Origin of the sequence: Mucilaginibacter sp. JRF (genome assembly GCF_015223065.1) — a bacterium.
In the GTDB taxonomy this organism is placed as follows: Bacteria; Bacteroidota; Bacteroidia; order Sphingobacteriales; family Sphingobacteriaceae; genus Mucilaginibacter.
Genome location: NZ_JADFBY010000001.1, coordinates 156,856 through 178,424, shown reverse-complemented (window position 1 = coordinate 178,424; position 21,569 = coordinate 156,856). Strand labels below are relative to the sequence as shown.

Genomic DNA, 21,569 nt, shown 5'->3' with positions numbered 1-21,569 from the left:
AAAGGGCCGGTAATATTACCGGCCCTTCTCTTTTTGTATCAAAATATCTTATGCTATTGCTCCTGGTACACTACTGATAGGTAGCGTTCCTCAACCGTGCGGTAAAACAGGGCCATCAGGGCCAGTACCGCGCATATAAAGAAGGTTACAATATGGTAATCGGCATTGTAAATGTACAGTGCGCTACCAACAACCAGCATACGCAAAAACTCAACGGCAAACACCCATTTCTTTTGCTCCATTATGGCGCCGCAATTTATCAGCGTTAATACGGTAAATGCCGTGAACAGGAATTTTTCCATCGCACCCAACTCAAACTCGAACAGGATGAAGAAGAAAAGCGTTACCAGCATAAATATCACCTGCCAAACTACGTAATTGTTCAGCCTTTGCTGCATAGGCTCCTCGTGCAGTTTAATGCCGAATATACGTTCAGCCTTTTCGCGCGCGGCGGGGTCTATCAGGTTAGGGCTTCCGAATATCATACGGATTTTGCCTTTCAGTGTTTTTTCCTGCTTAACCATAATCCATAACTCAATAAAGAAATGGAAATGCTGCCACATAATGCTGTAAGTTTTTAATTGGTGCGTTAAACCGTAAACCGGTTTCTCATCCTCCTTTTTAAAGGTACCGAACAGTTTATCCCAAATAATTAACACGTCGCCGTAGTTCTTATCCAGGTATTCATCGTTACAGGCGTGGTGCACACGGTGATGTGATGGGGTAACTAAAAAGTACTCTAAAAAGCCCAGCTTACCTATTACCTGTGTATGTACAAAAAATGGGTATAAACCGTGTATCAGCAGCATTACTACTATCATTTCGGCAGGGAAACCCAATATAGGTAACACGCTCCAAAAGGCGGTACGTACTATAGCCTGCAATAAGGTAATACGCGCGGATACGGTATAATTAAAATCCTCGCTTTGGTGGTGTACCACGTGTACGGCCCAAAGCACGTTCATTTCGTGTGCAAGCCTGTGGTACCAGTACCAAATAAAATCGGTACCTAAAAACAGCAATATCCACATGGCTATGGTTGGCTTTATGTGGAACAGGCCGTAAGTTTTTTGCAGATAATCATACACCCCGTAAAATACTGCCGCGGCAAGTACGTCGGTTAGGCGCTCTAATATACCAATGCTCACATTGGCTATTGAACGGTGAAGATCAAACAGCTTTAATTTTTTTTGTTTTGCGACGAAGTACTCCAGTAGCATGAAAACCACAAAGAGCGGTATAGCAAAAGCGAGGATGTTATATTTCATGACTCGTTTTTATTGTTTGTTTTAATGCTTATTAAAACCAAAAAACACTCAAAGATAATCTTAATTGCCGAACAAACACAAAATTTATGCCCGAATTGGCCAAATGCGCAGATGAAACGGCCATTTGTATATATAATGCAGATGTAAGGCTTATAATGGTTACTCCTAATTTAAAGGCATATAGATACAACAAATATAATAACCGTTTGGTTATGATTACATAAATTTGTTACATGGGAAAATTTGAGGTGCCTGATAAAGTGCTGTACATGTGCACCGGCAGCAAGTGCGGAAAGCGCGGAGGAAAGGATGCTTACAAAATGGCTTCGAGCTTTGTGAAGCACACCAAAAGTAAGATAGAAATTGAAGTGGTACGTATTGAATGCACAGACCGGTGCAAGTTTGCACCGGTCTGTAACATACAGCCTGAAAATATATGGCTGAAAGAATATTCTGAACGGGAGGTTTTACGCCTGTTGGCGGGCCTCATGCAGCAGCAGCAGGATTAAGCCTCGCTGCCGTAATGAATTTTAGGGATGTGGCGGTCAATTTCCCAACGGCCGGTACCTTCTTCACCAATGGTTTCAAACAGCTCCAGCGCGCGGCGGGCTTTGTATTCCTCTTCGCGTTGCTCTTTAAAGAACCAGTTAAGGAATTCCAGGGTTACATAATCCTGCTCTTTGTAGCAACGGGTTGCAATGGCTTTGATTGATTCGGTTACGCTGATCTCCTGATCAAGAGCATCCTCAAATATCTCGCGGAATGAGTTGTATTCAATTTTAACATTGGTAACCTCCGGAGAGATAGCCGTACCGCCCATATCAAGCACGTACTTGAAGAATTTTAGCTGGTGTGTTCTTTCTTCTTCAGACTGTTTGAAAAAGTAGTCGGCTGAGTTATCAAAACCATTGCGGTCGCACCATGAAGCCATGGCTAAATATACTGACGCTGATTGCGCTTCTTTCTTAATTTGTTGATTTAAAACTTCTTCTATCTCGGTAGATAAAAGTGATTTTATACGGATGATATCTTTCATGATCTTTACTTGTTTTAATCAATTACAACAATGCAAAGATAATGCTATAAAAGCCCAAGCGGCTAAAAATTAGCAATATGGAAGCAATCTAAGTACACTTAACAAGCCATGCGATACAGGCGATTGTAGATGATGTGGTTGAGTTCCAACATCACGAAAGTGCCCTGTAAAAGCTCTTTGAAGTGTATGATCTGGGTGAGGGTTAACACATAGGTATCATCGCAGGCGCAGATGAAGATGATCTCCATATCAGGCGATTGGGCATCCATCAGCTTTTGCTCAATATCAATATTGTTGATAGCTTTTTTTAGCTTAAGCAGGCAACGGTAATCAAAGCGGGCCAGCTTACCGGCAAAATCAATATACCAGCAACCTTCGCTGTCTGATTGATAGATGGCGCCATGCTGTGTGGTGAAAACCTCTGTAAAAATTGGATTATCAATTACCTCTTTAACCTGCATCCCCTTGTGTAGAAGTGTATACCACAAAAGTAAAACTATTTAGATTAAATCCAAATACATATATAGAAATTTCTTATCGCCTATCTATAATAGTTATTAACATTTTAGCGCAATACCCCTTTAAAGTGTATACCAATAAGTACACCCTAAAACCTTTTTGATGGTATTGAGTTTACATTAGGATTTTATGTGAACGATCAATAAACATCACCTACTGTGCAAAAACAATTCATCCACAATAAATTACAATACATAGTATTAATAGTATTACTATGTTTTATAGCCCCTGCCGGCGCTTTGGCGCAGGTTCAGGCTACTACTGATTCGCTTAAAACCGACTCGCTAAGAGCAGATAGTATAGCAAAAACACAGGCTAAAAGCTACGCCGGGCAGTATGATATCGGCGATCTGATACAGACATTGATCCACCCGAGCAAAAAACCTGATTCGTTAAAAAAGAAATCGGGCATTACGCTGATGCCCAACGTAGCCTCGAACCCGAGTATCGGTTTTCAGATAGGTGTAAAGGCTGTTGCCGGTAAGGTATTGGGCAGCGAACCGGGTACGTTGATGTCGGTAGCGGCAACGTCGGCATCTATTACTACCAAGGGCATTATTTACTTTTACCTGAGCCATAACGTATTTACCCCCGGCAACCACTGGAACCTACAAGGTAGCCTGGTTGCCGCCAAAACCCTCACGCCTGATTTTGGTATGGGTATAGGCCGTGGCGCTACGGGTAATAATGATGATATGATACTGACCAACCCCGACCGTAAAGGCTATGTGCTGCACTCGATGTATTATAACCTGCGCGAAAAGGTTTATAAACAGGTGACAGAGAACCTGTTTTTAGGCGCGGGCTTATCGTTTGATATCAGGCGTAGTATTGAGGATAGGAATAACCCGGCTAATGAAACCCGCACGCCGTACTATATTTACAATGAGCGCAATGGCTTTAACAATGGCAATTACAGCTCGAACGGATTACTGTTTAACGCGCAGTACACCACGCGCGATAATCAGAACCGTGCTTACAATGGTATTTATGCCGATGCCGGTATTCGTGTTAACCAAACCTGGATGGGCAGCACCAAAAGCGCCACACAGTTAACTACCGATTTCAGGAAATACTGGAGCCTGTCAAAACGTAACCCCGAGCATGTTATCGCTTTCTGGAACTGGACATCATTTGTGATGGGCGGTGCCCTGCCCTACCTGGAGCTGCCGGGTACCGGTCGCGACCCAAGCTTTAGAAGCGGTCGTGGCTATACGGTTACTTACTTTAAGGGCACGCAATATGTTTACTCGGAGATGGAATATCGCTTCCCTATCACCCACAATAAATTTATCAGCGGGGTAACATTCTTTAACATTCAAACCGCTAATGACGATGTAGGCACCAAGATAGGCCAGGTATGGCAACCGGGTGGCGGCGCTGGCTTACGTGTACTGTTTAACAAGGCAACCCGTACCAATCTTTGTATTGATTACGCCTTTGGTAAATATGGTGCCAAGGGCTTATTCCTTGGGTTGAACGAGGCTTTTTAAAGTTTGGGGATGCTGATATTGAATACATCCTTAAGCGCGCGCTTGGCGGCATTGTAACCGCACATACCATGCACACCACCACCCGGAGGGGTTGATGACGAACAGATATACAGCCCCTTAGCTGACGTCCGGTACGGCGACCAGCGCAGTGCCGGACGGGTGTATAGCTGACCAATATCAATAATACCGCCGTTGATATCGCCACCGATATAGTTAGGGTTGTGCTCCTGCATTTGGGCGGTGTTAAAGGTATGGCGGGCTAATATTCTGTCCTTAAATCCGGGAGCGAAACGTTCCACCTGGTTCTCGATTATGGCAGTCATATCCCTGGTTGATCCATTGGGTACATGGCAATACGCCCATACGGTTTGTTTGCCTTCGGGGGCACGACTGGCATCAAATATACTTTGCTGAGCCAGCAACACATAAGGGTTTTCGGAATGCCTGCCCGCGGCGGATGCTTTTTCTGAGGCCTCGATCTCCTCAATGGTTCCGCCTAAATGCACAGTACCAGCCTTGCGGCAATCTTCGGCCTTGAATGGCACGGGGCCATCCAACGCCCAATCAACCTTGAAAACACCATCGCCATAACGATAACGCTCTAACTGCCATTTGTAGATAGACGAAAATTTATGCCCTGCTATCTGAAGCAGTTGCTTTGGGGTAACATCAAAAAACACTGCACGTGCCGATGGCAGTTGCGCCATTGATGATATATAAGTATTTACCTCGATTTTTCCGCCTAATGATGTAAAGTACGATGCCAGCGCATTGGCAATACTTTGCGAACCGCCCCTGGGTATCACCCATCCACCCAAATGCCCGTTAGCTAATAACACCATACCGATCGCCGATGTAGCCAAGTTACTTAGCGGCTGTATGGAATGCGCCGCCATCCCCGCGAATAGCCCTTTAGCTTTAGCGGTTTTAAACTTTTTTGCCAGCATAGTTGCAGACTGCAATGCCGATAGCCCAAAATGCGCCATAGCAAAGGGCCTGGCCGGTATATGCAAAGGGCCTAATACATCGGCAGCCATGCCCGGCCAGCTTTTTACCAGTGGACCGATGAGTTTACGATAAGCATCGGCATCAGCGCCAAGCAGGGATGCAGTTTCATCAACTGAGCGTTTTAGTACAGCGGCAGTACCATCATCAAAGGGGTGGGCGGCATCTACTTCGGGTGCTATATATTCCAACCCATGATGATGCAAAGGCAATGTCTTAAAAAATGGCGAACCGGCGGCTAAGGGATGAATGGCCGAGCAGATATCGTGCTTAAAGCCCGGCAATGTAAGCTCAGCCGTGCGCAGGCCGCCGCCGATGGTGCCTTTACCCTCAACAACTAATACCTGTAGGCCTTGCTGCTGTAGCAATATGGCAGCCGCGAGTCCATTCGGGCCCGAGCCTATTACTACCGCGTCGTAATCTTTTTTTTCGGTCATCATCCGCTTAAATGCTGGCTAAATATGCAAAATAAAGGGGGATAAACATTGGTTTACCCCCCTGGCACTTTAACCTACTTGAAACTAATTATATAAATACTTTTTTATTGAACAGCAGTGCTGAACTATACACCGCCGATATTAACTCGCTTACCGAAAAACCATCGGCCTGATTACGGTATACGTGTTTGTACGTTATTTCGCGGCGGGCATCGGCTACGTATACCGCCGGTACCAATACATTTTTGTTTAAGCCCGACGATAGCCCGGCATGTATGCCCAACCTGTTGGCCAAGGCATTTGCTTCATCAACATAAAAACTCAGCGTAAGGCTGTTGAGCCATGCCATCTGGTCTAAATGCTGCTCGCCCCGGGGTATTACCACCAGCAAGTTACCGCCGTTGGCCTTTACCTCTGCCTGTATGGTATTGAGCGAACGCAGCAGGTTTAAACCTGCACTCCCCCATTTACCTGAATAAAAAGCCACCACAAGCGGTTTATTATTGAACTTTTTAAGATCAATATAACCATGTGTAATAGCGCCGTTATAATACTCAAACCAACGATCGCTATCGGCCGATAAGCGCAGATCATTATAATTGCCTGACAGCGCGTTATCTGATATTTGTTTTTGATTGATAAGATTACCGGCTCCGTTTACCGGCACATCTTCAAAGATTTTATACGAGTTCATTTAAAATTAGTTGTTGCAAAAAATAAAGATCAATTGAGTTTGTTATCCGATTTTGATCAATGGCAACAACAACACATACCGGCACTTGGTTGGCAGGTGCTCATAATATTTTTAACCGGTGTAAATTTCAATGTGTTCATGGTATAATGATACAAATGTATATAATATCTATATACAAAGTAGAATATATTTAAAAATCGTTATAAATAATATTCAGAAATCTCATTATCAGATAGATAAAAAAATCAGTGTGATACCGAAGAAGAAAATAAATTCATGATGATAACCCCTACCACTATAAAACCTATGCCGATGCAGGCGGGTGCATCTAACGATTGCTTGAATATGAATACCGAAATAAGCGCGGTACACACGATGCCTAATCCGGCCCAAATGCTATAGGCCACCCCTAACGGGATGCTTTTGAGCGCAAACGACAGAAAATAAAAGCAGGATATAAATGCTATAACAGTAATTACCGATGGCACAAGTTTAGTGAACTGTTTAGAAGCCTGAAGGCACGATGAGCCGATCAACTCTGAAGCTATGGCTAAGCCTAAATAAACGTACTTCATAGATATTTAAGGTTTGCGGCAAAGGTAGCTATATATAAAGGCAGGTTCGGGCAACACAGCTTTTATTCAATTTTTTTACAGAAACTATGTATTTATAGTGTTTATATTTGTTAAGCTACTAACACACCACTAAAAAAATGACGATCACTATTTTAGCATTTGGCGTGGCCAAGGATATTTTTAATGCCCCATCAATACAATTGGAATTGATGAACGATGCTACCGTAATGAGCCTCAAGTATACTTTGGAGCAGGAGTATCCGCGCCTTAAGCAACTATCATCATACCTGATCGCTGTAAACAATGAGTACGCCCTGCCCGAAGATTATATTCACCAGCGTGATGAAGTAGCCATTATTCCACCAGTTAGCGGCGGGTAATGATGAGCAGCACCCCTACCACCAACATACTTATTACTGATGCGACGTTGAACATTGCCGAATGCAGCCAATGGGTTATGACACCCGAAAGCGGCGGCATTGATGTTTTTATAGGTACCGTGCGTAACGCTACCAAAGGCAAAGCGGTTTTAAGGTTGGAGTTTGAAGCTTATGCCACCATGGCCATTAAAGAAATGGAGAAGATCGCCGCGGAAGTATATACAAAATGGCCGCTGCAAAAAGTATTGATACATCACCGTACAGGCACATTACAGGTTGGAGAGATACCGGTTATCATAGCCGTATCTGCCGCGCACCGGGACGCCGCCTTTGAGGCCGGCCGATACATTATCGACACACTAAAGCAAACCGTCCCTATCTGGAAAAAGGAGATTTTTGAAGATGGCGAGGTATGGGTAGCCGCGCATCCATAACACATCAATTATCAACCATTCTCATCAAGCCATTCGCTCAGGCCGCCTTTAAGGGATGTTACCTTACTATCGGGCAAGGCACGGCGGGCTATTTTAACAGCTTCGGCACTGCGTTTACCGGTGGCGCAGTAAAACACATTGGTTTTGGCGGGATCAATCTCGTGCAATTGAGCTTCCAGTTGATTTAGCGGGATATGCTTGCCGCCTATATTATGCGCCTGGCGTTCTTCGGCGGTGCGTACATCTATCAACTGAATATCATTATTGCCAATAATATCTTTCAGTTCATCCTGATCAATATCGGCAACATCGTCCTCAGCTACAGGCAGCGTGGTAATATTTGTTTTAGTGAACGAGCCTATCTTAATTACCCGGCTTTGCAGTGTTTGGGCATCAAACACCAGCAGTTTACCGCACAACAAATCACCCGTTTCGGTGATGTATTTTATTACTTCGTTAGCTTGCAGGCAGCCTATTATACCGGCCAGCGTTGGTATTACGCCTCCCTCGGTACAATTGGGTATTTGCGCGGCATTCACTTTTGGATAAAGATCGCGGTAGTTGGTTGTATGGCCGTTGCCGCTTTTGTGCGCCACATTCCATACAGCAACGTGCCCCTCAAACTGGTAAATAGCGCCATACACCAGGGGCTTGCCGGCTATAACGGCGGCATCATTAAGCAGGTATCGGGTTTCAAAATTGTCGGTACAATCAACCACGACATCATACTTCGCTATTATTTCGATAACGTTGACGGCTGATATCTTTTGCTCATACGGTACAAACTCCACCTTTGGGTTTTGCTGTTTTAGCTTGCGGCACGCGGTGGTGGCTTTGTTACTACCCGTATCATCCGGACCGTATAATACCTGGCGGTGCAGGTTACCTTCGCTAACGGTATCAAAATCGGCAATACCAATGGTGCCCACCCCCGCCGATGTGAGATACAACGCTGCCGGGCAGCCCAGGCCGCCCATACCCACAATAAGCACGCTGGCCTGCTGCAAGCGCTGCTGCGCGGCCTCGCCAAAACCAGGCAAGGCTATCTGGCAATTGTATCGTACCCAATCGTTATTCATCGGTCGCTATTTTTTGGTGTAGTTGTCGTTTAATACGGTCAAGCTCGTCGGGAGTATTCACATTGCTAAGCGCATCCGGGTTGGCGGGCGGCACAAGTGAAGTATCGCTATTGATAAGCACCTTACGCGGGCAGCTATACCCTTGCCCCAAAAACGCCAGTAGTTGCGGGTAGCTTTTAGGCTCCCAAATGGCTATCAAAGGCTCGGGCAGTCCATCGGCACCACCGGCATAAGCCGTTGTCATAGCCGACGGATTACGCAGGGCGATTAAATGTTGTATGGTAATATCATCCAGCAAAGGCAGATCGGTGGCTACTACCAGCCAGGCACTATCCGGTTCGCTGCGGAATGCTGACAGAATTGCCCCATACGGCCCCAGATCGGTAAATGTATCTACCAATGTTGGATACGCCCCATCTATCTCAGCCACCTGCCCGGCACGGCACGATATATATACATCGCGGCAATGGCGGCGCAACATATCTGCAACGTAATAGCGCTGCTCCTTATCATGCCACTTAATGGCGGTTTTATCAAACCCCATGCGCTCGCTTTTGCCTCCGGCCAACACCAGGGCATTTAGTTTGGGCAAGTTTTGTATTAGTTTACTTTTAAAAAAGGTGACTATGCCTTGCGCATCATCCACCTTAAGCATGGGTATATCGCGCCAATGGGGTAAGGCGTCCTGTATAAAATCAAATACCTCGTTGGTATTATCGCTCACCAATATCAGCTCCACATTAGTTAATTGCGATACTCGCTTTTGCAGGGATGCCTTCCTGTTTTCATCCAACACCAAAACCTGTGCTTTGGCCTGCTGATGATTGCCGTTCACCAACACAATATCGGCCTGATAAAAATGCTGCTTTAATTGAACTGGGGATAATGGCGTGGCGTAGCTCAACTGCGAATATTGTATCTGATCGGTATATTCCAGCATGGCACCGGCATTCAACCGGCCCGGCGGCAGTATCATATCATCGGCATGGGTAGTATCAGCGTAAGCGCCTTTATAATCGGGCGCTAAGGCACGCAGTACATCATCAGCCAGTAGTTTTATTACGGTGCAGGGCGCGCCTAATATGGCCCACTCGTTACGCCCAAAATTACCCAGCGACGGACGCGCCAGTTTGGTGTGTTTATTATGCCCGTTTAAAGTCATGCTTCCCTCCTGTTTTTTCAACAAGCCGTGTTTCCTTTATCACGATGTTATGGCTCAAGGCCTTGCACATATCATAAATAGTAAGCGCAGCGATTGATGCGCCTACCAATGCTTCCATTTCTACCCCGGTACGCGCGGTTATGGCCGCGGTACACTCTACCACCACCTCATGCTCAGCATTAAAGCTGATGGTTACCGAACAATTATCTAACCCCAATGGATGGCAAAGCGGTATCAGCTCGACGGTTTTTTTGGCGGCCATTATGCCCGCGATAATAGCGGTTTGAAACACCGGCCCTTTTTTGGACCGCAGCTCATCGCCATCAAGTAAAGTTAAAACTTCATCGGGCAATAATACAATACTTTGTGCTACAGCTTTGCGGGCGGTTACCTGCTTGGCACCCACATCAACCATAGCGGGGTTGCCCTTGCTGTCAATATGCGTTAAGTCCATATTTTATTATAACGGGTTGATGAGGTGTACACGATATACTTCGCCCTTATTAAATAATGATCTATCAGCAGGTAATTCCATAAAGGCATTGGCATCGGCCAGGTTGGCAAAATCGCCGGAGCCGTTGCCGGCTATCGGTTCGGCTACTAATTGCGCCTGCTCATTCACCAATAATTTAACCTGTAAAAAGTATTTTAGTTCGGGTTTAAATTCCAGATCGTTATTCAGCATCGCGTAAACCGGCGCAGGTTGTGGCTGACCTAACGTAGCATATAACCAGGGCATAAAATACCGGTGCATGCACATATATACCGCCACCGGGTTACCCGGAAAAGCGAATACCGGCACACCATTGCCATGTTTACCAAACCAAAGCGGCTTGCCCGGCCTTTGCGCTACTTTGTGGAATAACTGTTCGACACCCAACTCATTCAGCACCTTTGGCAGATGATCAAACTTACCTGCGGATACTCCACCTGCTAATACAATGGCATCATAATACTGAAAACATTGCGATAGCTGATTGCTGATCACTTCCGGATCATCGGGCAAATGCAGCACCGATGCCTCGTAACCCAATGATTTAAGGATGGCTTGCGCCGTATAATTATTTGATCGACGAATTTGGTAAGGCGTTGGGCGTTTATGTACCTCAATTACCTCATCGCCGGTAGAGATAACCACTATGCGCGGCACCTTTTTAACCCGCACCTCGGCCTCACCTACCGACGCTATCAAACTCAAAACAGCCGGGGTAATTAACTGACCGGGAACGGCAAGCACATCGCCCTGTTTTTTATCAGCACCTTTCAGGTGGATACTTTGGCCTTGTTCAATTGCTGTTAGGTTGATGGTGGCAGTGCCATCGGCGATGGTAATATCCTCATAACGGATCACCGTGTTTAATGATGCGGGCAAGGCAGCGCCGGTCATTATTTCGATACATTCATCAATACTATCTACCTCAATGGGTTGTTCGCCAGCCGCTTGTACAGCCTTTATTTTGTATGTGCGGATGCCTTGCTCAAAGGCGCTATAATTTATAGCGATGCCATCCACCATAACCCTATTATAGGGGGGCAGATCTCGGTCGGCACGGATGGTTTCGGCCAGTACACGGCCTGCCGAGGTATCAAACATGGTGATCTCGGCACCGAGGTCGCTTTTATTATCAAGTATTATCTGTTCAGCTTGTTCAACTGTTATCATAGTAAAATTTTATCCGCCAATGGCGGCCATTGATTGGTGAATAGACGCGGTTGACTGTGCCGCACGCTCTGCTTCGTGTCCATCGGCAGCACGGTTATTAATTGCTTGTAATAGCGCTTGTTTAACCTGTTGGTCAGTATTACCCCCACGCAACATATCGCGCAGATTTAGCACACCATCATCATACAAACAGGTTTTAAGCACACCCGTAGGCGTAACCCTGATACGGTTACAGGTACCGCAAAAGGTACGTGAATAAGCCGCTATAACACCCACGCTACCTTTATGGCCAGGTATGTTATAGTTGTATGATGTTGAGTAAGGTTCATCAACGGCCTTGGTTATGTGCGGATGGTATTGCCTGATCTCGTCCATAATACGTACATGATCCCACGTTATACCGCTGAATTGATGCCCATCGCCATTAAAAGGCATTTCCTCAATAAAGCGTACGCTTACCGGCAGCTCGCGGGTAAGCTCAACCAGCGGCAGTATATCCTGCGTGTTTTGGCCTTGCATTACCACCGTATTTATTTTTACGTCGATGTCGTGCTTTAACAATTCTTCCAGCGTGTGCATTACGGCTGCAAATTCGTCACGGCGGGTAATTGCGAAGAAACGAGAAGCATCCAATGTATCTAAACTTAAATTCACTGAGCGTATGCCCAAACTTTTCAGCTCGTTAACATAAGGTGCCGTAAGTACGCCGTTAGTGGTAATGGTTAATTCGTCAAGTCCGTTTAGTGCGGATAATGATGATAGTAATGGCATTATATCCCGCCGTACAAATGGTTCGCCGCCGGTGATGCGTATCTTGTTAACGCCCATACTTACCAGTAAGCTGCTGATGCGCAGCAGTTCCTCATAGCTAAGCAATTCGGTGCGCGATAGCCAGTTGAGGCCATGCTCGGGCATGCAATAAAAACAGCGCAGGTTGCACCTGTCTGTCACCGCGAGGCGCAGGTAATTTATTGGCCGACCATGGTTATCTATAAGCAAAAGCGTTTGTTTTTATTTGTAAAAGTAACGATTAAACAGCCGCTATGTTACAAAAAAGTCCCGCCGGTTGCGCGGCGGGACTTCAATTGTTACAAGCGAATGCTTATTTCTTTACCGTAAACTTATATATGGTATGTGTTTTATAGGTTTCGCCCGGTTTTAACACCGTGGTTGGGAACGTTGGCTGATTTGGTGAATCAGGGTAATGCTGAGTTTCCAGCGCGAATGAGGTGCGGAAATCATCCTTCTTACCATACTTCATCTCGTTTTTTGATTGCATGAAGTTACCGCTGTAAAATTGCAGACCCGGCTCCTCAGTATAAATATCCATAGTGATACCGCTCTTGTCGCCGGTTATTGAGGCTACAGATTTGGTGATGTCATGCTTGTTCAGCACAAAGTTATGATCGTAACCTTTACCATTCTTTAATTGCTCGTTAGCATTGGTATCAATACGGGCACCAATTTCGGTAGGCTTGGTAAAGTCGAACGGTGTACCGGCAACCTTATCAATACGGCCAAACGGAATCAAACCACCATCAACCGGGATGTAAGTATCAGCATCAACCTGTAAGGTATGTTTCAGCACATCGCCGCTGCCACAACCGTTAAGGTTAAAAAAGCCGTGGCTGGTAAGGTTACAAACGGTAGTTTTATCGGTAGTAGCTTCGTATTTAATATCGAGGCTGTTATCATCAGTAAGCTGGTAAGTAACCTTAACGTTCAGGTTACCCGGGAAGTTCTCCTCACCATCTTTTGACAGGTAGGTAAGCACCAGGGTTGATGAATCGGGCTGTGAACCATCCCAAACCACATACTGAAAGCCTTTTTTACCACCATGCAGCGTGTTAACGCCGTTGTTGGTGAACAGGCTGTACTCCTTACCTTCCAGCTTAAATTTACCTTTGGCTATACGGTTACCGTAACGACCGATCAGCGCGCCGTAATATGGTTCGGTTGAGTTTACAAAACCTGTGGCACTGACGGGTCCAACAACCACGTCGGTTAGTTTGCCATCCTTATCAGGCACTTGCAGGCTAACCAAACGGCCACCATAATTGGTGATGCCAACCTCGGCACCGCTTTTATTTTTAAGGGTAAATAACTGAACTTTTTTACCATCAATGGTGGTATCAAACGCGGCGGCTTGTGGTGCCGCTGTAGCGGTAGTACTGTCGGTCATAGTGTCGGTTGAATTTTTGCTTGCTTGCTGGTTACAGGCCGACAAATATATTGCACAAACCGGTAATGCCATTGCGATAGAACGCAGAAAGTGTTTTTTCATATGTTTGGTTTATTGGTTTTATTTTCCGTTAAGCTTCTTGATCAGGTCAAGCTCGGCCTGTTTGTATGGCGTACCGTCTTTTCTGAATATATCATGAAACCATAATTCCGGCTCGCTGCCATCAGGCATCGGTTTCTCCCACGAGTAAATGGTATTGGTTTTGCCTGCTACAAAGCCCCAGTTTATAGCGGCTACATTTTGCTCCTTTAACATTGGTGTTACGGTTTCAAAGGTACTGTTATGCGTGCGGGCCATATATTCGGTACAAATTAACGGGCGAGCGTTAAACTTCAATATCTTAACCATAAACTCATGGTTCTCCAACGGTTTGTAGTTATGGTAAGTAACCACATCCGAGTTATTGGCCTGAAACGCGTTCAACTCATACAATTCCCATTTCCACATACCGGCACTTATTGGTTGCGATGGGTTTACCGCCCTCGCCCACTTAAATACCTCAACCAATAACTCCATTGATTGATTGCCTTTATCGCGATTGCCCGGTTCGTTATACAAATCCCAAAGCAATATACGCTTGTCGGCCTTAAATGTTGTTAGTATGTCTGTAACATATTTTTTAAGATAGGCAAAGTCTTCGGGCTTCTTCACAATAAAACCGGGGTCCTGCATCCATCCCGAATTGTGTACACCAACCTTTGGCTCAGGCTGTTTACCCGGCTTGGCGCCCGCGTTCCAGCAGTCATCAAAAAACACGAACATTATTTTAATGTGATGCTTATCGGCAATGGTTAAAAACTGGTTTATGCGTTTTTTAAAGCCGGGTGCATCAGCCTTCCAGGCCTGGCTGTGTAAAAACACACGCATCAGGTTAAAGCCTATCCCTTCGGCCCAGCCAAATTCTTTGTCGATGGTCGCCGGGTCGAATGTATCGGCCTGCCACATCTCTAACTGGTTAATGGCATTGGCAGGTATGTAGTTGGCACCGCTCATCCACGGGTATTGGGCATACCAAGCATTGGCTTTTTCCATTGTCCAGCGGCCGGGAATAACCGGTGGCGTGGTGGCTGGTTTTTTGGCGGCATCCTGCGCGTTAACTACCGATGCAACGCATAGCATTGCGGCGGCTAAAATACTTTTGATCTTCATAATGGGGATATTAGGTTTATTATTTAATTCCGGATGGTTTGGTTAAAGGCTTGCTGGCATTAAGCGGAACGCCAAAATTGGGCGAACCATCTTTATTCCAGGTGAATTTCTGGGCACGTGGCGAACGTTTGTTGCCGCAGCCATCGCCGGGGTTTGAGTTGGCATGGTATAATATCCAATCCTCCTTACCATCAGGCGACTTAAAGAATGAGTTATGGCCGGGGGCGTAAACTCCCGTTTCGGGCGATTGCTTGAATACCGGCTCGGGCGATTTTGTCCACGATTTTGGATCAAGCAGATCAGCTCCCGACTTTGCGCGCAGCATACCCAGGGCGTAATTATCCGTCCAGCAGGCACTGGCCGAGTAGATCAGGAATATATCCTTGCCGTGTATCAATATCTGCGGGCCCTCGTTCACATCGAGGTGTTTACCTCCGGGCAGATCGCCATCCTTTTCCCAGGCGTAGGTTGGGGTAGCTATCATTACCCGCTCGCTGCTGATGGTCCAGGGGTTGCTCATTTTAGCTATGTAGATGTTTTGCTTCTCGTTAACATCACCTTCCCAGCCTGCCCATATCATGTACAGCTGGCCTTTGTGTTCAAATACAGAACCATCGATTGCCCATTTACCACTGGCATCCTTTACCTGGCCTTTAAATGTCCACTCACCCTGCAATGGGTCGGCCGAGGCATTCTCTACCACATACATGCGGTGGTTATCGTTATTGCCATCATCGGCCGCGAAATACATGTACCATTTGCCGCGGATAAAATGCAACTCAGGCGCCCAAATTTCTTTGGAGTACATGGTGTCCGGCGGCGGTGTCCATATAGTTTTTTTCTCGGCTGATTTAAGATCGGTAATGTCCTTAGTTTTCCAGATGGCCAAATGGCTGCCCGTGGTGTGGGTGTAATAATAATAGCCATCCTTGTAGGTGTTCCACGGATCGGGTCCACCGGGTAATAACGGGTTAGTGAACGTACCCGTTTGTTGAGCAAAACCCGCAAAAAATGCAAGGCATAGCCCTAAACATAAAAGTGCTTTCTTCATCGAGTAATTTAATTGGTATAGGCAAATATAATTTTCTCGACCAATTAAAAAATGTAAAAGTTACATTTATTTTTAAGCAGAATGATTTATTAGCTTAAAAACCGAAGCCTCCATCCTCAACCACAGCACTTTGGCATATATAAGTAGGTACTATGCCGGTTGAGTGAATATTTGATTCGGCATCCCCGGGAAGGGTGTTTCCTGATAATACCAGAACAGTATCCAACCCGAATTTATTGCCGCCGATGATATCGGTAAACAAGGTATCGCCCACCATCACAATATCCTTTTTGTTGATAGTGCGGCGCTCGCGTATCATATCATAAGCGAACATGAACATTTGCGAATCGGGCTTACCAAAGCGAATAAACTCCTTGCCCACAATACTTTCAATCATGTTAGCGATACCACCAATGGCCACGGCAATATCGGTAGCGGTAAGCGGGTAGGCATAATCGGTATTGGCTACGATGGCCGGGATGGGGCGCTTGCGTAAAATATTTACGGCCTTGTTGATATCCTCAAACCAGTTAAAGCCTTCGTCGTCCATAAAAACGAGGGCGTTAACCTTGTCAATATTGGTACCGTCAACTTCAGATACGGGCAATGTATGCCTCCCGTTGTTTTCGATATAATGTGCCGACTCCGGCGTACCCATAAAAGCTACTATGCCATCCTTAACTTTAAGATCGAGATACTCCTTAGTAAGCATACCTGATGATATGATACGCTCCGGATCAATAACCGTTAACCCTTTTTTGTGGTATGACTGGGCCAGTTCGGCCGGGCTGCGCGAGGCATCATTGGTAACTATGTAATACTCCTTGCCCTGTTTTTCGAGATATTCAAAGGTACGCTCAATACCCGGAACAAGGCCTTCATAGTTCTTTAAAACACCAAAGGCATCAAAAAATACAATTTCGTAACGGTCAATTATCGATTTAAAGTTGTCAATACGCTGCATTAAGTAAGCTTTAAGGCATCAATTATCTTTTCGGCATTAAAATCCCTGTCAACTGATGGCAGGTAGATATCAAATGCTTCGGCCTGTAACTTCTTTGCATACTGTTCATGAAAAAAGTACTTGCCATCCTTAATTACATAATTAAGGATAAAAAACCGATAAACCTCCTTTAAAAAGCGAATTTCGTCTGCTTTTAGCGGGTTAACCTTATGATATTCCTTTAAAAAGAGGATAAAACGATCCTCCATCATGGTATCGATCACGTAGCTGAACACCGTACGATCGCCAATGGTTGATACTACGCGGCTAAAGAAATAAAAATCGAGTATACGGTAACTCATCCTAAACCAGTCATAATCCCAACGTGAGTACAGCTCCAGATCGGGCGTTACCGAGAAGTTGCCGATGTTCCAGTCAATAAATACCGGGATGATCTCGAACGAGTTGAGGTTATATTTCGACCTGTTTTTCAGGAAAAGCTCGCAGTGATACTTAATATAGTCGGCCTGCATGCGGCTGCCAAACTGCTTCTCGTTATTGGTTATCTGCTCCAGCAGAATGTTGATATCAGTTCGTAGTGTTTTTGATGATTTGGGCAGTACATTCTTCACCCTCGAGCATGCCTTGTGGAATTTACCTACCTGTTGGCCAAGTTTCATGATATGCTCCTCCTCTAACTGGCGGGGCAGGCGTGTCATGATGCGGGTAGGGTTATAAAATACTACCCAAACATCGTTTTTACCATGCTTGTAGCGGTAAGTATAAACACGGTTATTTTTTAATAGTGATTTTGAAAGCAGTGTTTCAAACGGGTAAAGCAGATTATTTGATAAAGAATGTATCAGCCGGTGATCTTCCTTAAAATGCTCGTACTTACCAAAATATGATAGTTTGGCGATGATGATGTCGTCATCATCAAAAGTAATGCGGTATACGTGATTGGTTGAAACCTTCGCACTGATGTCGTCGATCGTTTTGATCGTTTTCGACGCATCGTATCCCTCCCATGCGGCCTTAATAATAACTGAGTAGTCCATTTAGAATTTATAATTGTGCAAAGATTGGGAATAATTTTGAGTTTTGCTCACCTATTATTCCCATATCTGCTTCATTATAAATTCAAAATCATATAGCTTCAAAGTAGCGTTTCAGCTCCCAGTCGCTCACGGCTTTGGCATATTGGCGATGCTCCCATATACGGGTATTGGTAAAATGATCAACAAAGCCTTCGCCAAACAGCTCCTTAGCTACCGCTGAATTTTGCATGGCGATTGACGCATCATACAAATTACTGTGCAGCCTGCCATTACGCAAATCCTGGTAGCCGTTACCCTCGGTTGCCGGGATAGTCAACTCCAATTTGTTTTTGATACCATACAAGCCCGAAGCCAGCGATGCCGCAATAGCCAGGTACGGATTAGTGTCTGACCCCGGGATACGGGTTTCCAGGCGGGTATACTTCTCACTATCATTCAATATACGGATAGCTGTTGTGCGGTTATCAAAGCCCCAGGTAATGGTTGTTGGGGCCCATGCCCCTTCAACCAGTCGTTTGTAGCTGTTAATGGTTGGCGCGTACATAGGCAGCAAATGCGGGAAACAATACAACTGCCCGGCAAGGTAATGCTTAAGCAGATCGCTCATGTTATGCTCGTCGGCAGCATCGTAAAACAGGTTGCCTTTCTTGTCTTTATCCCACAAACTTTGATGTATGTGCCCGCTGCATCCCGGCAAATCGGCATTCCATTTTGCCATAAAGGTGGCGGTTATACCATGCCTTGAGGCTATCTCTTTTACCGCGGTTTTAAACAACACGGCTTTATCGGCAGCGGCAAGGGTTTCATCGTGCACTATGGCAGCCTCGTAAACACCCGGCCCTGTTTCGGTATGCAAACCCTCTATCGGTATATCAAACTGCGTTAGCAGATCGAACAGATCGGTATAAAAAGCATTTTGTTGCGATGTGCGCAAAATAGAATAACCAAACATGCCCGGTGTTAAAGGCTGCATGTTGGTAAAACCCTTTTGCTCCAGGCTGTGCGGTGTTTCTAAAAAGTTGAACCACTCAAACTCCTGCGCAAACTCGGCATGGAAACCCATTTCGGTACATTGCTTAACAATGCGCTTGAGTAAACTGCGCGGGCATGCTTCCAGATCGTTACCATCAGCCTTACTAAAATCGGCCAAAAAGAAAGGAATATTATCCTGCCAGGGGATGTTACGTTTGTTTGTCAGGTCTATACGGCAATCCTTATCAGGATAGCCGCTGTGCCAACCGGTAACCTTTACATTATCGTAAGCGGCATCATTAATATCCCAGCCAAAAACCACATCGCAAAAGCCATAGCCATCCTGCAAACCATCCAAAAACTTTTGCACATTGATTGTTTTTCCGCGCAGGGCACCGTCAATATCGGCAAAGGCGAACTTTATTTTGGTAACGTTATTATCTTTTATGTAGGCGAGTAACTGGTCTTTATTCATGGGTGCAAAGGTATAGCCAAAAGTGAAATTAGTAAAGTTTTTGCAAAGCCGGTTATTAACCAATAAATTGGGGTTAAATGACTGACAACCCAAGCTTGCTTTTTGTTTACGGCACCCTGCTTATAAAGCATAACCAGTTTGGCGCGTACCTGCAAAGCCATTGCACGCTACTGAACAAAGGCCGCATTAAAGGCACTTTGTATGATATAGGCGAATATCCGGGAGCAATTACCGATGATTTAGGCAACTACATTTACGGCAGCATTTATACCATTGATAAGCCCGATGAAGTACTACCCATATTGGATGAGTACGAAGGCATCTCCCCTAACGATTCGCAACCGCATGAGTATCTGCGCTTGTCGCTACCTGTTGAAACTGATACGGGAATGATCACCTGTTGGGTATATATTTATAACTGGCCCGTTAATGGTTTGAAGGTTATTGATGGAGGAGATTATTTGAACTATGCAGACCGCTCCCCATTGTAAGCCAGCATCATAAAATTCAACAGTTCATCATTAACGTCATCGGCATTATACATCCTGAAGTGATGATTATATTGTTCATCGCCGGGTACCCGGGCAATTTTCTGGAAGCATAAGTTATCTTGATAAGGTTGCTTAAACGGAAATACCACATGGATAAAATTCTTACCTAATTGCGTTACCCATGCTACGCGCTTTTGCCCGTTGCTGATACCGATCATGGTTTTGGCAGGATGCAATTCAACAACCCCAACTTCATTAAACTTTGCCATGAAGTGATGGAATAAGCCAAGTGTATACTCCGACTTGCCTGCAAGAAAATTGTTAAGTTGATCATCCGTCTGCATATTATAAAGATATTATTTACATACTGATAACTTAGCGCTTGGTAATAAATACTAATGATAAATATATACCTGTACAGAATTTCAAATAAACTTTCTTATCCTTTACAAAATCGTTTTATCTTAACCAAAAATTCACCGTTACACCCATCACAATGAAATTCTCAGCATCTAAATTTGCAACCACCTTTCTATTATTAATAATCAGCTTTTCGACTCTTGCGCAGAAAAGACCAAGTACCAAACCATTTCATGATGTGGTAGCTCAGCACAGGCAAATTTTTGATAACTCCTGCATCCCCATGTCGATAGAACTTGTACTGAAATACCACAACAAAGTTTCTCCAGACTTTTATGATCTACAAAAACAATGGCAAAACAAACTGGACGGCACCTTTAGCAACTTTGACGGCAAAACCATAAGAGGGTTAAAATTCAAGCGTCAGTTTGATATGCCAAGGGGCGATAGTTTTCCTTTCAACAAGCTTTTCTCCACTATTGACAATGAACTAAAAGCGGGCAGAAAGGTAATCGTTTCGCTACCCTCTGGCGGTGGCATGTGGCACATGTATGTAATTGACAGAAAAATTGAAGGCGGCGATTATCTTGCTTACTCACGCGCCAATAACATGAATACCCACCTAACACTCGAATACATTAAAAGGTGGATCTTCGGCGTTAAAGGCACCGATATCATGACTTATTCTATTGTTAATTAGGTTGGATGATGTCTATTTGAATAGTTCATTACCTGTCCTCAATTTCTTTTGAACGATCAAAAGAAACAAAAATCGCCGGCTACGCCCTGCCCGGTGAATGGTTATGCTTTAGCAGGGCTTGTGCTACTCCGGGCATTTCTGATGCCGGTTGGATAGGTTGTTTACGGTTTGTACTTTTGCATTTGGGGCTATATTAATTCCCTCCCCCACGGGAGGGTTAGGGAGGGGTTTCGCAAACTATTACTTCCTAATCATATTCCTTAGCCAGCGAGAAATCTACACGCGTTTATAATCAGTCGACAGATTTCTCTCTCGTACCTCGAGCGAAATGACAAAATTTAAAAAGCGATAAGAAAAGCTCTCCCTTCTTCGGAGATGATTAG

Annotated in this window: 24 protein-coding genes; 6 read left to right on the top strand and 18 right to left on the bottom strand. The window is 45.0% G+C overall.

The features are described from left to right. Positions 1 to 53 precede the first annotated feature (53 nt). A complete protein-coding gene (locus tag IM792_RS00790) occupies positions 54 to 1,268 on the bottom strand; it encodes a sterol desaturase family protein (RefSeq protein WP_194099776.1) in 1,215 nt (404 codons plus the stop codon). Between the two features lie 233 nt (positions 1,269 to 1,501). On the opposite strand from IM792_RS00790, the gene IM792_RS00785 reads away from it, so the two are divergent. Continuing rightward, positions 1,502 to 1,777: a (2Fe-2S) ferredoxin domain-containing protein gene (locus tag IM792_RS00785; RefSeq protein WP_194099775.1), complete on the top strand. Its 276-nt coding sequence runs from the start codon at positions 1,502 to 1,504 to the stop codon at positions 1,775 to 1,777. Here IM792_RS00785 and IM792_RS00780 read toward each other — a convergent pair. Both IM792_RS00780 and IM792_RS00775 read right to left on the bottom strand, forming a co-directional pair. Then, a complete protein-coding gene (locus IM792_RS00780; protein WP_194099774.1) occupies positions 1,774 to 2,304 on the bottom strand; it encodes a ferritin in 531 nt (176 codons plus the stop codon). The genes IM792_RS00785 and IM792_RS00780 overlap by 4 nt on opposite strands. Positions 2,305 to 2,402: 98 nt before the next feature. Then, on the bottom strand, positions 2,403 to 2,765 hold the full coding sequence (locus IM792_RS00775) for a hypothetical protein (protein ID WP_194099773.1): 363 nt from the start codon (positions 2,763 to 2,765) through the stop codon (positions 2,403 to 2,405). Positions 2,766 to 2,981: 216 nt separating this feature from the next. Between IM792_RS00775 and IM792_RS00770 the strand changes: the two genes are divergently transcribed. Next, complete coding sequence (locus tag IM792_RS00770; protein WP_347343783.1) at positions 2,982 to 4,316, top strand: BamA/TamA family outer membrane protein; 1,335 nt, start codon at positions 2,982 to 2,984, stop codon at positions 4,314 to 4,316. Here the strand turns inward: IM792_RS00770 and IM792_RS00765 are convergent. From IM792_RS00765 to IM792_RS00755, 3 genes are all read right to left on the bottom strand, one after another. After that, positions 4,313 to 5,761, bottom strand: coding sequence for an NAD(P)/FAD-dependent oxidoreductase (locus tag IM792_RS00765; RefSeq protein ID WP_194099772.1), 1,449 nt, complete (start codon positions 5,759 to 5,761; stop codon positions 4,313 to 4,315). The genes IM792_RS00770 and IM792_RS00765 overlap by 4 nt on opposite strands. 85 nt (positions 5,762 to 5,846) lie before the next feature. Continuing rightward, positions 5,847 to 6,452 (bottom strand): redoxin family protein, encoded by a 606-nt coding sequence (locus tag IM792_RS00760; RefSeq protein ID WP_194099771.1) that lies wholly within the window; start codon positions 6,450 to 6,452, stop codon positions 5,847 to 5,849. Between the two features lie 245 nt (positions 6,453 to 6,697). Beyond that, positions 6,698 to 7,027, bottom strand: a complete 330-nt coding sequence (locus IM792_RS00755; protein ID WP_194099770.1) for a multidrug efflux SMR transporter — start codon at positions 7,025 to 7,027, stop codon at positions 6,698 to 6,700. 137 nt (positions 7,028 to 7,164) lie between these two features. Between IM792_RS00755 and IM792_RS00750 the strand changes: the two genes are divergently transcribed. Together IM792_RS00750 and IM792_RS00745 are read left to right on the top strand one after the other, a co-directional pair. Further along, on the top strand, positions 7,165 to 7,407 hold the full coding sequence (locus tag IM792_RS00750; RefSeq protein WP_194099769.1) for a MoaD/ThiS family protein: 243 nt from the start codon (positions 7,165 to 7,167) through the stop codon (positions 7,405 to 7,407). Then, a complete protein-coding gene (locus tag IM792_RS00745; RefSeq protein WP_228084873.1) occupies positions 7,407 to 7,841 on the top strand; it encodes a molybdenum cofactor biosynthesis protein MoaE in 435 nt (144 codons plus the stop codon). Before IM792_RS00750 ends, IM792_RS00745 begins: the two co-directional genes overlap by 1 nt. A gap of 11 nt (positions 7,842 to 7,852) precedes the next feature. Here IM792_RS00745 and IM792_RS00740 read toward each other — a convergent pair whose 3' ends face one another. The 11 genes from IM792_RS00740 to IM792_RS00690 form a co-directional block, all read right to left on the bottom strand. Continuing rightward, positions 7,853 to 8,920 (bottom strand): HesA/MoeB/ThiF family protein, encoded by a 1,068-nt coding sequence (locus IM792_RS00740; RefSeq protein ID WP_194099768.1) that lies wholly within the window; start codon positions 8,918 to 8,920, stop codon positions 7,853 to 7,855. Continuing rightward, positions 8,913 to 10,082 (bottom strand): NTP transferase domain-containing protein, encoded by a 1,170-nt coding sequence (locus IM792_RS00735; protein ID WP_194099767.1) that lies wholly within the window; start codon positions 10,080 to 10,082, stop codon positions 8,913 to 8,915. Before IM792_RS00735 ends, IM792_RS00740 begins: the two co-directional genes overlap by 8 nt. Then, the gene (gene moaC, locus IM792_RS00730; RefSeq protein ID WP_194099766.1) at positions 10,063 to 10,536 is read right to left on the bottom strand and encodes a cyclic pyranopterin monophosphate synthase MoaC; all 474 of its coding nucleotides are present in this window, start codon (positions 10,534 to 10,536) and stop codon (positions 10,063 to 10,065) included. The genes IM792_RS00735 and moaC overlap by 20 nt, the downstream gene beginning before the upstream one ends. A gap of 6 nt (positions 10,537 to 10,542) precedes the next feature. Further along, on the bottom strand, positions 10,543 to 11,745 hold the full coding sequence (locus IM792_RS00725; RefSeq protein WP_194099765.1) for a molybdopterin molybdotransferase MoeA: 1,203 nt from the start codon (positions 11,743 to 11,745) through the stop codon (positions 10,543 to 10,545). 9 nt (positions 11,746 to 11,754) lie between these two features. Beyond that, on the bottom strand, positions 11,755 to 12,744 hold the full coding sequence (moaA, locus tag IM792_RS00720; RefSeq protein ID WP_194099764.1) for a GTP 3',8-cyclase MoaA: 990 nt from the start codon (positions 12,742 to 12,744) through the stop codon (positions 11,755 to 11,757). A 103-nt stretch (positions 12,745 to 12,847) separates the two neighbouring features. Continuing rightward, a complete protein-coding gene (locus tag IM792_RS00715) occupies positions 12,848 to 14,029 on the bottom strand; it encodes an aldose epimerase family protein (RefSeq protein ID WP_228084872.1) in 1,182 nt (393 codons plus the stop codon). Positions 14,030 to 14,047: 18 nt separating this feature from the next. Further along, the gene (locus IM792_RS00710) at positions 14,048 to 15,136 is read right to left on the bottom strand and encodes a glycoside hydrolase family 2 TIM barrel-domain containing protein (RefSeq protein ID WP_194099763.1); all 1,089 of its coding nucleotides are present in this window, start codon (positions 15,134 to 15,136) and stop codon (positions 14,048 to 14,050) included. A gap of 19 nt (positions 15,137 to 15,155) precedes the next feature. Further along, on the bottom strand, positions 15,156 to 16,187 hold the full coding sequence (locus IM792_RS00705; RefSeq protein WP_194099762.1) for a glycoside hydrolase family 43 protein: 1,032 nt from the start codon (positions 16,185 to 16,187) through the stop codon (positions 15,156 to 15,158). Positions 16,188 to 16,281: 94 nt separating this feature from the next. Beyond that, positions 16,282 to 17,151, bottom strand: a complete 870-nt coding sequence (locus tag IM792_RS00700; RefSeq protein ID WP_194099761.1) for an HAD-IIA family hydrolase — start codon at positions 17,149 to 17,151, stop codon at positions 16,282 to 16,284. After that, positions 17,151 to 18,188, bottom strand: a complete 1,038-nt coding sequence (locus IM792_RS00695) for a hypothetical protein (protein ID WP_194099760.1) — start codon at positions 18,186 to 18,188, stop codon at positions 17,151 to 17,153. The genes IM792_RS00700 and IM792_RS00695 overlap by 1 nt, the downstream gene beginning before the upstream one ends. Positions 18,189 to 18,276: 88 nt before the next feature. Continuing rightward, complete coding sequence (locus IM792_RS00690) at positions 18,277 to 19,635, bottom strand: glutamine synthetase family protein (RefSeq protein ID WP_194099759.1); 1,359 nt, start codon at positions 19,633 to 19,635, stop codon at positions 18,277 to 18,279. Between the two features lie 77 nt (positions 19,636 to 19,712). On the opposite strand from IM792_RS00690, the gene IM792_RS00685 reads away from it, so the two are divergent. Then, complete coding sequence (locus IM792_RS00685) at positions 19,713 to 20,126, top strand: gamma-glutamylcyclotransferase family protein (RefSeq protein ID WP_194099758.1); 414 nt, start codon at positions 19,713 to 19,715, stop codon at positions 20,124 to 20,126. Here the strand turns inward: IM792_RS00685 and IM792_RS00680 are convergent. Further along, positions 20,102 to 20,395, bottom strand: coding sequence for a DUF5655 domain-containing protein (locus tag IM792_RS00680; RefSeq protein WP_255521424.1), 294 nt, complete (start codon positions 20,393 to 20,395; stop codon positions 20,102 to 20,104). The genes IM792_RS00685 and IM792_RS00680 overlap by 25 nt on opposite strands. Before the next feature lie 227 nt (positions 20,396 to 20,622). On the opposite strand from IM792_RS00680, the gene IM792_RS00675 reads away from it, so the two are divergent. Further along, positions 20,623 to 21,186, top strand: coding sequence for a hypothetical protein (locus tag IM792_RS00675; protein ID WP_194099756.1), 564 nt, complete (start codon positions 20,623 to 20,625; stop codon positions 21,184 to 21,186). The last annotated feature ends 383 nt before the right edge of the window (positions 21,187 to 21,569 follow it).

Excerpts from the sequence above, each read along its gene's own strand:
- IM792_RS00780 (WP_194099774.1), bottom strand. The coding sequence starts at position 2,304 with ATGAAAGATATCATCCGTATAAAATCACTTTTATCTACCGAGATAGAA.
- moaC (WP_194099766.1), bottom strand. The coding sequence starts at position 10,536 with ATGGACTTAACGCATATTGACAGCAAGGGCAACCCCGCTATGGTTGAT.
- IM792_RS00735 (WP_194099767.1), bottom strand. The coding sequence starts at position 10,082 with ATGACTTTAAACGGGCATAATAAACACACCAAACTGGCGCGTCCGTCG.
- IM792_RS00675 (WP_194099756.1), top strand. The coding sequence starts at position 20,623 with ATGAAATTCTCAGCATCTAAATTTGCAACCACCTTTCTATTATTAATA.
- IM792_RS00710 (WP_194099763.1), bottom strand. The coding sequence starts at position 15,136 with ATGAAGATCAAAAGTATTTTAGCCGCCGCAATGCTATGCGTTGCATCG.
- IM792_RS00680 (WP_255521424.1), bottom strand. The coding sequence starts at position 20,395 with ATGGCAAAGTTTAATGAAGTTGGGGTTGTTGAATTGCATCCTGCCAAA.
- IM792_RS00745 (WP_228084873.1), top strand. The coding sequence starts at position 7,407 with ATGATGAGCAGCACCCCTACCACCAACATACTTATTACTGATGCGACG.
- IM792_RS00790 (WP_194099776.1), bottom strand. The coding sequence starts at position 1,268 with ATGAAATATAACATCCTCGCTTTTGCTATACCGCTCTTTGTGGTTTTC.
- IM792_RS00690 (WP_194099759.1), bottom strand. The coding sequence starts at position 19,635 with ATGAATAAAGACCAGTTACTCGCCTACATAAAAGATAATAACGTTACC.
- IM792_RS00755 (WP_194099770.1), bottom strand. The coding sequence starts at position 7,027 with ATGAAGTACGTTTATTTAGGCTTAGCCATAGCTTCAGAGTTGATCGGC.
- IM792_RS00785 (WP_194099775.1), top strand. The coding sequence starts at position 1,502 with ATGGGAAAATTTGAGGTGCCTGATAAAGTGCTGTACATGTGCACCGGC.
- IM792_RS00750 (WP_194099769.1), top strand. The coding sequence starts at position 7,165 with ATGACGATCACTATTTTAGCATTTGGCGTGGCCAAGGATATTTTTAAT.
- IM792_RS00740 (WP_194099768.1), bottom strand. The coding sequence starts at position 8,920 with ATGAATAACGATTGGGTACGATACAATTGCCAGATAGCCTTGCCTGGT.
- IM792_RS00695 (WP_194099760.1), bottom strand. The coding sequence starts at position 18,188 with ATGGACTACTCAGTTATTATTAAGGCCGCATGGGAGGGATACGATGCG.
- IM792_RS00775 (WP_194099773.1), bottom strand. The coding sequence starts at position 2,765 with ATGCAGGTTAAAGAGGTAATTGATAATCCAATTTTTACAGAGGTTTTC.
- IM792_RS00725 (WP_194099765.1), bottom strand. The coding sequence starts at position 11,745 with ATGATAACAGTTGAACAAGCTGAACAGATAATACTTGATAATAAAAGC.
- IM792_RS00700 (WP_194099761.1), bottom strand. The coding sequence starts at position 17,151 with ATGCAGCGTATTGACAACTTTAAATCGATAATTGACCGTTACGAAATT.
- IM792_RS00765 (WP_194099772.1), bottom strand. The coding sequence starts at position 5,761 with ATGATGACCGAAAAAAAAGATTACGACGCGGTAGTAATAGGCTCGGGC.
- IM792_RS00760 (WP_194099771.1), bottom strand. The coding sequence starts at position 6,452 with ATGAACTCGTATAAAATCTTTGAAGATGTGCCGGTAAACGGAGCCGGT.
- IM792_RS00715 (WP_228084872.1), bottom strand. The coding sequence starts at position 14,029 with ATGAAAAAACACTTTCTGCGTTCTATCGCAATGGCATTACCGGTTTGT.
- IM792_RS00685 (WP_194099758.1), top strand. The coding sequence starts at position 19,713 with ATGACTGACAACCCAAGCTTGCTTTTTGTTTACGGCACCCTGCTTATA.
- IM792_RS00705 (WP_194099762.1), bottom strand. The coding sequence starts at position 16,187 with ATGAAGAAAGCACTTTTATGTTTAGGGCTATGCCTTGCATTTTTTGCG.